Consider the following 12408-nt stretch of genomic DNA (forward strand, 5'->3'; position numbering starts at 1 on the left):
CGTTAAACAACAATTCAGCAGCAATGGAAAACAAAAATATCACAGAAGCGTTGAACGCCGATTCAGCTCAAGCCATCATCAAACTGCTCAGCATGCAGGAAAGCTACGACGAGCGCCTCAATAAAACCAAACCATCACGCCTGCGCGTGCTCTCAATTGAAGGCTCGGACCCGATTGGCGGGGCCGGCACGATGGCCGATATGAAGGCGTTCACCGCACAGGGCGTCTTCGGCTACGCCGCGATGACCAGTGTACTTGCACAGAACACACAAGGCGTCACCGATATCGTCAACGTCGAACCATCGTTTTTGCTCGCCCAACTCAAGGCCGTAAGCGATGACGCCGATATCGATGCCATGAAAATCGGCATGCTCGGCACGCCGGAATTGGTCGACACCGTACGGGAATGGCTGATCGAACTGCTGAAGGATTACAAAACCAGCGGCAAACCCAAACCGACCGTCGTACTCGACCCGGTGATGTACGCCAAGTCCGGCGACCGCCTGCTCACAGCCGAAGCCGAACAGGCACTGACCACGCTGATTCCTCTGGCCGACATCATCACGCCTAATGTGATGGAACTGGCTGCGCTTGATACGATGGGCGATCAGACACCATTAGACAGCGATATTTCAACCACCAGAAATATTGAAAACAAACCATTCAACAACTCTGCCTCGTCAGATAACTCGACAGCCAATGGTTACGCTGCCCTACAAGCTCCTCGTTCATATGAGGAAATGGAACGGTTGGCGAAATCCGTGGCTGCTCGCTTCGGTGTCGCCGTTTACGCAAAAGGCGGGGCTTTAGCCTTAAGCGGTAACAAGGAATGCAGCGATATCCTTGCTGTACCAACGATTGCAGCCAAAACTACCGAAAGTAATGCCGTCCAATCAGGCACACCAACCGTTTCCGCAGACAAACCTCAAACTGAAACACCCGCTGATAGTCCGTCCGATACTGCATCAACATTGGCATCATCTTCTCTTCCAGCCCCAACACTAGGGCCCAATCAAACACATCAGCCTTCATCCAAACCCACGTTCGAACACGAAACCTCGGTATCTATCACCCGCATCGAAGGCGCGGCCGTTCCCACGCAAAACGTACATGGGACAGGCGATACCCTCTCAAGCACGCTCGCGGCCTTGCGTCCACAGTGCAACGACTGGGTCGAAACCGCGAAACGAGCCAAAGCCTGGATGACCGGTGCCATTGCCGCAGCGGACGGTCTGCATGTCGGACATGGCCACGGGCCCGTCGATTTCACCTGGCAGCACTCGCCCACCGGACTGAGTTTCACCGAGGATTATTGGCGTCGTACCGCCGAAATTCGCGAGCGCATCGCCAAGATGCCCTTCATCGAACGCATGCTCGATGGCACGCTGCCGCTGGACGATTTCTCGTTCTACCTGCATCAGGATGACATTTATTTGACCGATTACACATCGCTGCTGGCGCTGGCAAGCAGCCGCGCCGCCGACCCGCGCGAACGCGCGTTCTTCGCCGATGCCGCCTCGTACGGCTTGGAGGAAGGGCTCACGTTCCACCGGCAGTGGTATCGGGAGCACGGTTTCAGCATCGAACGCGCGGCGATGAGCGAGACCACCGCCGCCTACCTCGGCCACGAGCATCGTTTCACCGACACTGGCTCGTACTCCGCACTGGTCGCCGTGGTCATGCCCTGCTACTGGGTCTATTCCGTCATCGGGCAGGAAATGAAAGAGCAGGTTCGCGAGCGCAATCTCGACCTCGACAACCACCCTTACGGTCTGTGGATCCGCATGTACGCCGACCCAGGTTTCACCTCGCGCACGCTCGAGGAGTTGCGTATCTGCGACAAGCTCGCAGCCTCATCCAGCATGGCCGATTACAACCAGATGATGGATGCCGCCCTAGGCTCCACCGAACACGAATACCGCTTCTTCGACCAGGCGTTGACCAGGAAGTTGCGGTAGAAGCGCAACAGACATGGCCCGAAAGGCAATCCGATCTTGCGTTAGCCTGCGCGCTATCGGCAGTACCGTCGAAAAAGTGCATCTAAGCTCAGTCAAAGTGCACTTTTCCGACGGGACTGTCAAGAAAGTGCAACTACGCCGACCTAACATACACTTTTCACGCACTACCGTCAGAAAAGTGCGCCCAGACACAGCTAACATGCACTTTCCCGACAGTAGCCAGCGACGATGAACGGAAGCACGCACGAGACAAGAGAACCCAAAAGTCAGTGATTCAGCCCGCCGACTTCAGTCCACCGATTTCAGCGCCTCAAGCATGTCGAGGCGCTTGAGCTTCGAGTTGACGAACCAACCCAACGCGGCGGTGATGAGACCGACCACGACCACCGGCACCACGAAGGCGAGCCAGGTGATCGACGGGTCGAACATGACGTCGTCGGGCGGGACGGCGGTAATGATGTAGCGGTGCAGCCACGCGCCGAAACCGTAGCCGACGAAAATGCCAAGAATCGAAAGCAGAATCGTTTCGCGGTAGATATACATCGTGGTCTCGCCGTTGTAGAAGCCCAGCACCTTGATGGTCGAGAGCTCGCGGACACGCTCGGAAACGTTGAGGTTGGTGAGGTTGTAAAGGATGACCACGCCGAGCATGGTCGCCACGATAATCAGCACCCACATGATCTGGTTCAGGGCCTTGACGACCACATCAATCTGATGCATGAGCGTCGTGTTCTGTACCACGCCCTGAATACCGCCAAGCCGCATGAACGAAGCCGCCTGCCGTTTGGTGTTGGCCATGCTGCCGTCTTTGAGCGTGACCATATAGGCATTGGTCTGGTAGCGTTGCCCGAACACGGAACGATAGGCCGACGGACTCATCACCATGAAGTGGCCCAGATACATCTCGCAGATGCCGGTGACCTTGACGCGGTAGGTCTTGCCCGCGCCGTTCTGGAAGTCGATGGTGTCACCTTTCTTGGCGTGCACGAGGTTTGCAAGGCGCTCGGAGATTATGGCCCCGTTGGATTCCATCGAAAGCGGGTGATGGCCTTGGCGGGTGTCGAGCTTGATGTAGTCGTTGAACGTCGAAGTATTCTTCGGCACCAGCATCGTCACGGATTGCTTGTCGCCATTGCGGCCGGCGACCTTGGTTATCGATTCGTAATGAACCGGCAGCGAGCGCTTGATATCGGGCTTTTCAAGCCGCTTGCCAATGGCCTTGTTCTGGGAATCAGTGACGTGGGCATTCTCCGCGGCGATAAGATTGTAATGCATAACGTCGACGAACTGATGCTGGTTAATGGCGGAAATCGAGCCCTGCACCGCAAAACCGGCGGTCAGCAACGCCACGGAGCCGCACACGCCGAAAATGGTCATGAACATGCGCTGCTTGTATCGGAAGATGTTGCGCGCGGTCACCTTGTGGGTGAAGTTCAGATGGTTCCAGATGAAAGGTATGCGTTCCAGCAGGATCTTGGAGCCGGCGCTCGGCGGTTTGGGCAGCATGAGCGCGGCAGGCCGTTCCTTGAGCTCGCGTGCGGCGCTCCACACCGCCGGCACCACGGCACTCAGCATGGCCAGCACCACGGCGAGCAACGTGACCTGCCAGTGGAATCCGAGATGAATCATCGGCACATTGAAGCCGACCTTATAGGCGTTGTAGACGATTACCGGCAGGAGCGTGTGACCGGTGACGATGCCGATGATGGCACCCAGAATCGAGGCGATGAAGCCGTAGACCACGAACTTCTTCATCACATCGCGGTCGGAATAGCCCAGCCCTTTGAGCGTTCCTGCGTCGATGCGTTCCTCGTCGACGAAACGGGTCATCGTAGTGAAGGTGACCAGCGCGGCGACCAAGTACATAAAGTACGGGAAGATGTGCGAAAGCGAGTCGACAATCACCGAAATCGAATCGTAGATCTTGTAGCCGTCGGAACCTGGGGTTTCGCGCTTGGAATCGACGGAATAGACAGGATCGTCCACGGCGTTAAGCATGGCGGTGGCATCATTGAGCTTTTGTTCGGCATCGTTGATTTTGCGTTGTGCGTCAGGCTCGGCCTGGTCGAATTGCGTTTTTTTGGTGTTGTATTCGTTGGTTTTCTCAGTGAGCTCTGTTTGTGCGGCATCAATCTGCGCTTGTGCCTGCTGCTGTTTGGTTGCCAGCTGCTGCTGTGACTGCTGAACCTTCGCGCGAGCCTGCGCCAGCTGGGTTGCCGCCTGATCAAGTTTGGTTTTGGCCGCCGCGAGCTGCTGTTGCTTTTGTTGTAACTGGGCATCGCCAGCATCCGCCTGGGTACGTTTTGCGTTGAGTTGCGCCTGTGCCGCTTGGATTTGGGCGATGCCGGGATTGTAGGTTCCGTTGATGAAAGCGTCACGGCCCTGCGTTGCTTCTGCCGACTTTTGCGCAACAACCTGAGCTTGGGCTTGCAGCTGCTGCAATTGCGTATTGAGCTGGTCACGTTCAGCCGTCAATTGTGTCTGTTGAGAGGGAGGAACAGCACCGCTCTGCAATTGTTTATTGATGGCGTCAATCTGCCCCTGCAATGTCGTTATTCCCTGATTGACCGACTGCTGCGCGGCCGCGACCTGAGCCACCGCGTCGTCGGCCTGTTTCTTGCCAGCCGCAAGCTTCGCCGAATTCCCGTCAATCTGCGCCTGCCCGGCCTTCAACTGCGTATAGGCATCGTTGACCTGCTGCGTGGCCGAGGCAATCTGCGCGGCCCCGGCGTCATACTGCTGTTTGCTCGCATCGTATTCCTTCTGCCCCTGTGCAATCTTCGCGTTCGCCGCGGCGATCTGTTTCTTGGCCGTTGCGACCTGTGTGGCCAGCTGTTGTTTCGAAGCGGCAAGCTGCTGGTTGCCATTGTCCAGTTGCGTCTTGCCATCACTCAATTGCTGACGAGCGCTGTCGAGCTGCTGTTTGGCGTCGTCGACCCGCTGCCGACCGGAGTCGATCTGCGGCTTGACCTGATTTTCGATGGCCTGCCGACGAGCTTTGGGCCGTCCGGCGAGTATCTTGTCAAGCGCCTTCTTATGGACCTGCAAAGCGTCATTATATTTTGATGAATAATGGTCGCGCATGCGGTCGAGGTCGGTATAGGTCAACCGCGCAATCATATAATCATCGAACTTGAAAGCACCCGGCGTCACCACCGCGTAGCCGTCCAGCGAACCGGAACCGGAGGTCGAAGGCCCCAGATTCACCGAGCTGAAGATTTCGGTGGAATCGACTACGCCAACGACCTTGAAACTGTCGTGACGCAGCACCTTACGCCCCAGCGCATCCGGCTTTTCGGTGAGCTTAAGCGTTGAGCCGATCGGATATTTGCCTTGATGCTTGGAATCGATGACCGTTTCGTGTGCGGTTTTCGGCATCCTTCCCGACACCAGATGGTAGGTCGAAACATCCTTCGGCGCGGAAAGCACGCGAACGCTTTCGTCGCTGCCACGCACCACAACATCTTTGAGGTAACCGTATTCGATGCGTGAGGCCCCCGGCGCCTTGTCGATCTGCTGCCGGTCGGCCTTGTCGAGCCCGTAGCTCGAGATGACACTCAGATCCGCCAGATGGTGCTCGGCAAAGTAGGCGTTGCCCGTATCGCGCATATCGGGCCCGGAAACGGTGAGGCCGACCAGCGCGAAGGAACCCAGCGCCACAAGCAGCACAATGGAGAAGAACCGGCCTTTGGATTTCGAGAACGCCTGCCAGATATCGTGCCACAGCATGCGTTTGGAACCGCGGAATTCCGGTTCCTCCGGCTTTCGTTCAGCACGGCTTGGCGCTGCCGCACCCTGCGCAGTGAGTGGAGGTATCTGAACGGTGTCTTCATCTCGAAAATTCGAACGCATGGTATTGTCGTCCGCCATACCTATCACCATTCGATATCGTTGATATCCGCAGGGGTCTCGTGCTCTTCGACGGCCTGCACCCGGGCGTCACGCATGTGGATGACGCGGTCGGCAATGGGGGCAATGGCGGCATTATGGGTAACGATGATGACGGTGGAGCCGAATTTGCGCGATTGGTCCTGCAGAATGCGCAGCACTTGTTTGCCGGTGTTGTAGTCCAACGCTCCCGTCGGCTCGTCGCAAAGAAGGATCTTCGGTTTCTTGGCCACGGCGCGGGCGATGGCGACACGCTGCTGCTCACCGCCGGAAAGCTGGGCCGGGAAATTGTCGAGACGGCTTTTGAGGCCGACGTCGATAAGCGTTTGGGTCGGATCGGCGGCATGCGGCACGATTTCGGCGGAAAGCTCGACGTTCTCGCGTGCGGTCAGGTTGGAGATGAGGTTGTAGAACTGGAAGACGAAGCCGACGTCGTAGCGACGGTAGGTCGTCAGGTCGCGGGCATTGTATTGGGCGATGTCGTTGCCGTCGATGACCACTTGGCCGGAATCGCAGGTATCCATACCGCCCAAAATGTTCAAAAGCGTCGATTTACCGGCGCCGGAAGCGCCAAGGATAACCACGAGCTCGCCTTGATTGATGGAAAATGTCACGTCATGATTCGCGTAGATGGTGGTATCACCGGTTTTGTACTGCTTCGTCTCGTTGCGTACGTCGATATAGGCCATCGCAACACACCTCCCGTAACCCAAGTCTCGTCGCGCGGCAAAAACCACGCTCAACCCATGATATTCATGTCACACGAAGATTATGCGCGTCGATTTAAAAAGCTAGACATATTATTTATTCCGCCTAATATTTGGCAAAACCCTACCTCTCACGGAATCACACTAGGCGCACTTACGGAAATAAGCGATACAACATTAAACCAAAGATTTATCTTTTAATAAATCTGATATACTTTATTTAGAGTCATCTATACTGACAAATGACTCTAAATGAACAAAGGTGATTCATCATGGCTCAGGTAGCAGCAAACCAAACACGTATACAGGTGAGGACCAGCAAAACCCTCAAAGAACAGGCCACGCAGGTTTTTGCCGACATGGGCATCGACCTGACGGCGGCGATCAATATGTTCCTTTCTCAAGCGGTGAAGGAAGGTGGCATGCCCTTCAAACCAATGGCCATGACTCCGCTGGAAAAGGCCGTGCGAAAGGCGGAAAACAGCGGATTCGTCTATGCGGGAGACGCCGAAGCGGCGCAGAGGATGATTGAGCATGTATGAAATCTCATTCTCGAACGAGTTTCTGCGCGACGTCAAGAAACTCAAAATGAAACACTATGAAATGAGCAAACTTTACGAGGTGTTTCACATTCTCGCCGACAACGACACGGAAACGCTGCGCCGCAAATACCACGACCACCAGCTCAAAGGAAGCCTAAAAGACTATCGCGAGTTGCACATCGCCGCCGATTGGCTGCTCATCTATCGCGTCGAAGGCCATATTCTGCTGATCACGATGATGCGTACTGGCAGCCACGACGAGCTGCTGCGATAATTGCCAACTTAGGGAATGTCAATACTGAATCATTGTTGATTTGAAACGAAATCTGATCCACTGGATTTTAAAGTTGCAGGCCGCTATCGACGTGGGCAAAATCGGGGACCTTGTTCCACTTGACGGTGTAGCCGGCGCCGTGGGCACAGAAGACGGAATCCGGAGTGTTTTCCAAGTCGGTTTCTGGATTATAGGTGGTTTGTTTGATGACTTCGTCGGCATTATGACAAGGCTTATAGCCGGCGAAAACGCAGGTCAACGAGCCACGGCCGTGGGTGTAGGCGTTGACATCCATCGAATAATCCCGCATTTCCGAAACTGGCGCCCGGCCTTCCAACTGGGCATAATCACCGTCGGATTCCGGGGCATCGAACGTGCCACTCATTCTCTGGATATCGGCCATCGCACGACCCAGCATGTCCTGCGGAACTTCCAGACGGAAGCTGTACCAAGGTTCAAGAAGACGGCACTCCCCCTTGGTTTTCAGCTCCATCAAACCTTGCCGAACCGCTCGATACGTAGCCTCGCGGAAGTCACCACCTTCCGTATGCTTTTCGTGACCACGGCCAGCAACGAGAGATATCTTCATATCCGCGATCGGCGAACCCGTGAGGACGCCCAAATGCTCTTTTTCGCGCAAGTGGGTCAAAATCGCGCGCTGCCAATTACGGTCAAGGTCGTCCAAGCTGCAACGCGATTCAAAACGCAAGCCGCTTCCCGGCTCCCCTGGTTCCAGCAGTAGATGGACTTCGGCATAGTGGCGCAACGGCTCGAAATGGCCGATACCTTCGACCGGGCTTGTGATGGTCTCGCGGTAAAGGATGCCACCGGGGCCGAAATGAACGTCGATGCCGAAGCGGTCGTGCATCATCTGAGTGATGATTTCCACCTGCACCGCGCCCATCAGCTGCACGTGAATCTCGCCGAGCCGCGCGACCCAGCGCACGTGCAGGGCCGGGTCTTCGTCCTCGAGCGTGCGCAGCGCCACCAGAATTTTGTGCAGTTCTGGGGTGACTTCGGCGGGTTTGGTCGGGTTGCGGACTACCTGAGAACTCTCGGGATCGCTGCCGGTCTCGGACGTCTTTGTCTTTTCTGAGCGACCTTTCGAACCTGCCATATTCCCAGCGTTGGAGACATTTCCGGATTCACCTGATGCCGGCAACGTCGCCGATTTGCCGCCTTTACCGGCATTGTGAACATTCGTCGCGGAACCGCTACCGGAATCATCCACTCCAGGCAAAACCGTATAAGTCAGCACCGGCTGAAGTACCGATTCTCCGGCGTCAGTCTCGAATCCCAACCCTTCTCCCGGGAAGGTTTTGGTCAATCCCGTCACCGCACATACGTCCCCGGCGGCAACCTCGTCGGTCAACTCGAACTTCGCCCCTGAATACCGCCGAACCTGGTCGACTTTCTCCTGCCAGATTTCGGTTTCAAAACTTTCAGAGGCATTTGAGCTACTTACCCTTCCTAAAGCTCTCCCACCATCCGGATCCTCGTTTTCATCATTGCTGCTTACGCTCGCGGCCACGGATTCTTCATTATTCTGTGCGGCCAAAGCGATGGCATCCGACCGGTGGCCGATATCCTGCACGCCCTTTTGCGGCTCGCGTTTATTCGTCAACATCGCTTTTACCTTGAGCGTCCCTCCGGTGACCTTGAGCCAAGTGAGACGATTACCTTGTTCGTCGTGCGAAATCTTGTAGACGCGAGCGCCGAAATCGCTGGGATAATCCTTCTGCTTCGTGAACCGTTCCAGCCCTGCAAGAAATTCATCGACACCTTCAAGTTTCAGCGCCGACCCGGAATAGCAAGGGAAAAGCTCGCGCTTGGCGACCATCGAACGCAAGGTGTCATCGGAAATCCCGCCGGAATCCAAAAGCTCGTCCATAGCCGCGCCGCTATCGTCAAGCAACGCCACCTCTTCCTGCTCGCCAGGTCCGGTGTCCCCTTCGAAATCGACGCAACCTTCGGAAAACCGCTGTTGCATTTGTGCGATAAGCCCGGCCTTGTCGACTCCTGCCGCATCCATCTTGTTGATGAAAATGAACGTCGGCACGTTGTAGCGAGCCAAAAGCCGCCAAAGTGTTTCGGTATAACCCTGCAACCCGTCGTTGGCGCCAACCACGAGAATCGCATAATCCAATACCGTGAGCGTCCGTTCCATCTCGGCTGAAAAATCAACGTGCCCAGGCGTGTCCAGCAAAGTAAATTCGAAATCGCCTTGCTGCAAAATGGCCTGCTTGGAGAAAATGGTGATGCCCCGCCGCTTTTCCATCGCGTCAGTGTCGAGGAACGCATCGCCGTGGTCCACGCGCCCAAGCTTGCGAATCTCCCCGGCGCGATAAAGCATCGCCTCGCACAACGTGGTCTTCCCCGCGTCCACATGCGCCGCAATCCCCACCACCGCTCGTTTCATTGCCGCTCCTCTAAACATATCGGCCATTCATTCCTGATTAATCATAAAACTAGCCTTACATGAGCGATCAAATCTCGCTTATCAGAAAATAAGGTTTCTTAAAAAACAGCGAATGCCATAGGCAAACAAAGTCTTTGCCAATCAAGGAGAAGCCAACAGACAAGCCGAAACAGGCATGGTGAAGCTAGCCAAACGATTTTGGGAAGAAAGAACAAGCGACATCGCTTCACCATACAACCTGCGGATTTCCGATCCTCCAGTAAAACCGGATACCCGTCACAACCAGCGAAAGATAAGAGACAAGGCCTTCATCGAATCACTGATTATATTGTACACGCTTTTATCGTCTTTTGCGACACTTCGAGAAAGTTTTGTCTCGAAATATGAAAATCTATTAGAAAAGAATGGTGACGCAACCGTTTAGTTACGTCACTAAAGATAGACCGCCCGATAGAGATTGCAATAACCTCACTGCGGATTCATCGGGCAGCAGAACTTACAGATACCTTATAGCAGTACCAGCCCGTTTTCATTGCCCGCAGACAGCGTCTTCGAGCGCGGCAATGAGCAACGGATCGGTGTTCGGCAACGGTATGCGCACAAGCTTGGCGCCCAAGCCTTCGACGGTCTTCTTGAAGGCGACATCCACGCCGAAGAGCACTTCGAGATTGTCGGCGATGAAGCTCAGAGAGGCCGAAACGATGGTCTTGACACCCTGATTTTCAACCAGATCCTTGGCCACCTCATTGATGTCGGGTCCAACCCATTCCTCCGGCGTACTGCCGCCGTTCTGCCAGCCGATGACGTATTTGCTTTCATCCAGACCGGCAGCTTTGGCCACCGCTTCGGCGACTTCGACGGCCTGATCGGTGTAGGGATCGCCGCTTTTGACGACGCGTATCTGCAGGCTGTGCGAGCTCAAAATGACCTTCGTGTCGGGCTGGTCGATCACTTCTTTCTCGTCCTTCAGACGATTCGCCCAATACTCAATCAAGCTGGGTTCGAGCCACCAGCCGCGCACCGCACGGTATGAAACCTGCGGATATGGCGCGAGTCTGGTTTCGACCTGGTTATGGTAGTCGCCGGTGGTGTAGGAACGTTCCGGGAAAAGCGGCAGGCCGACCACCTTGGTATATCCATCGGACACAATCTGCTCGACGGTATCGGAAAGCTGAGGCTGTGCATATTTGAAGGCGAGATAAACCTGATATTCGCCGGGATGATCGCGGTCGAGCTTTTCCTGCAGCGCTTTCGCCTGCTCGCCGGTGATGTGGCTGAGCGGTGAAGTGCCGCCGATAATCTCGTAGTGTTTCTTTACCGATTCATACATTTCCTCGCTCGGCTTACCGCCGTGGATGCCGGTATAGAAATCCCGGACCTGCTCGGCATTGTCCGGAGCACCGAGGCCCATAAGCAACACTGCTGTTTTCTTCTCTGCCATAATCATCAACCTTCTTTTGCTTGAATCAACGTTTATTACTACAAATTATTAAAATACGATAATTGCTATGGCGTGAGTCCCTATGCGGGAAATCGAAAGATTCGCAGGATTCTGGTCACTGTAATTCTTGAATGTTTGCAAAGACCATCAAACCCACGCCATAGCAACTTATGCCATTACCGCAACTACGCACTCTTCATGCAATGAGCGCAGGGTGCAGCGGCTTTGGCCGGGGTTTCGACCTCGCCTTCGCGCACCAAGTCCTCCATCGCATCGATAAGCAGCGAATCGTCGTTCGGCATCCGCAGACGAACCAAGCTGCCACCAAGCTTCTCAACGTTCGCCTTGAGCACGATGTCGATGTCGTAAAGAATCTCGACATTGTCGGCGATGAAACTCAGCGGGGCGACGACGAACGTGTCCGTCTCTCCTTTATCCATAAACCCGCGAACCGCGGTCTCAATGTCCGGGGCCAGCCATTTGTCGAGCGACGGGCCGCCGCACTGCCAAGCCACCGACCATTTTCCGTCGGCAAGACCGGCACGCTCGGCCACAGCCCTGGCGTTGTTCACCGCCTCGTTGCGATAAGGGTTGCCTGCTTCGATCTCCGCATTCTTGACACTGTGCGAAACGAGCAGCACCTTGGTATTCGGCTTGTCGATAGTCTCGCGGACTTCATCGAGCCGATCGGCCCAAAATTGAACCAGATGCTCCTCCGCCCACCAGCCACGCACGGCCGTGTAAACCACGTGCGGATACTTGGCGAATTCGGCTTCGGCACAACGATGATACTCCTCATTGGTCGTGGTCGAATATTGCGGAGCAAGAGAGATCCCGCGAACGTCGGTGATTCCGTCGGCGACAATCTGATCGGCCACGTCCTTAATGAAAGGCGCGATGTATTTGAAGCCGGTGTATACCTTGTACTGGCCCGGATAATCGCGGTCAAGACGGCGCTGCAACGCTCCGGCCTGGTCGTCAGTGACATGGGCCAACGGCGAGACACCGCCCATGTTCAGTGCGTCATAATGCGATTTCACACTTTCGAATATCTGCTCGCTAGGCTTGTGCCCACCGAACATGCAAGTACAGAAATCCATCATGTCTTCGGATCGACATGGCGTGCCGAAACCCATCAGCAGCACCGCCGTGACTTGTTGGCCCATGGTTGTTCCTTGT

Annotated in this window: 8 protein-coding genes; 3 read left to right on the top strand and 5 right to left on the bottom strand. The window is 55.4% G+C overall.

Going from position 1 to position 12408, the window contains the following annotated elements; all coding sequences use genetic code 11:
* Positions 1-23 precede the first annotated feature (23 nt).
* Positions 24-1958 carry a bifunctional hydroxymethylpyrimidine kinase/phosphomethylpyrimidine kinase gene (locus OZX67_RS07360; RefSeq protein ID WP_277142149.1) on the top strand — a complete coding sequence of 645 codons (1935 nt, stop codon included), beginning with the start codon at positions 24-26 and terminating at the stop codon, positions 1956-1958.
* Between the two features lie 288 nt (positions 1959-2246).
* On the opposite strand, the gene OZX67_RS07365 is transcribed toward OZX67_RS07360, so the two are convergent.
* Positions 2247-5828, bottom strand: a complete 3582-nt coding sequence (locus OZX67_RS07365) for an FtsX-like permease family protein (protein WP_277142151.1) — start codon at positions 5826-5828, stop codon at positions 2247-2249.
* Between the two features lie 5 nt (positions 5829-5833).
* On the bottom strand, positions 5834-6535 hold the full coding sequence (locus tag OZX67_RS07370) for an ABC transporter ATP-binding protein (protein ID WP_277142153.1): 702 nt from the start codon (positions 6533-6535) through the stop codon (positions 5834-5836).
* Positions 6536-6825: 290 nt separating this feature from the next.
* On the opposite strand from OZX67_RS07370, the gene OZX67_RS07375 reads away from it, so the two are divergent.
* Both OZX67_RS07375 and OZX67_RS07380 read left to right on the top strand, forming a co-directional pair.
* A complete protein-coding gene (locus OZX67_RS07375; RefSeq protein WP_277142155.1) occupies positions 6826-7095 on the top strand; it encodes a type II toxin-antitoxin system RelB/DinJ family antitoxin in 270 nt (89 codons plus the stop codon).
* Positions 7088-7369 (top strand): type II toxin-antitoxin system YafQ family toxin, encoded by a 282-nt coding sequence (locus OZX67_RS07380; RefSeq protein WP_277142157.1) that lies wholly within the window; start codon positions 7088-7090, stop codon positions 7367-7369. Before OZX67_RS07375 ends, OZX67_RS07380 begins: the two co-directional genes overlap by 8 nt.
* Before the next feature lie 67 nt (positions 7370-7436).
* Here the strand turns inward: OZX67_RS07380 and OZX67_RS07385 are convergent, their stop codons facing one another.
* The 3 genes from OZX67_RS07385 to hemH (OZX67_RS07395) all read right to left on the bottom strand — a co-directional run bounded on the left by OZX67_RS07385 (position 7437) and on the right by hemH (OZX67_RS07395) (position 12395).
* The gene (locus OZX67_RS07385; protein ID WP_277142159.1) at positions 7437-9788 is read right to left on the bottom strand and encodes a TetM/TetW/TetO/TetS family tetracycline resistance ribosomal protection protein; all 2352 of its coding nucleotides are present in this window, start codon (positions 9786-9788) and stop codon (positions 7437-7439) included.
* Positions 9789-10317: 529 nt separating this feature from the next.
* The gene (gene hemH, locus OZX67_RS07390; protein WP_277142161.1) at positions 10318-11229 is read right to left on the bottom strand and encodes a ferrochelatase; all 912 of its coding nucleotides are present in this window, start codon (positions 11227-11229) and stop codon (positions 10318-10320) included.
* A 185-nt stretch (positions 11230-11414) separates the two neighbouring features.
* Entirely contained in the window at positions 11415-12395 is a 981-nt protein-coding gene (gene hemH / locus OZX67_RS07395; protein ID WP_277142162.1) for a ferrochelatase, read from the bottom strand.
* Positions 12396-12408 lie beyond the last annotated feature (13 nt).

It is taken from the genome of Bifidobacterium sp. ESL0728 (assembly GCF_029392015.1).
Taxonomy (GTDB): domain Bacteria; phylum Actinomycetota; class Actinomycetes; order Actinomycetales; family Bifidobacteriaceae; genus Bifidobacterium.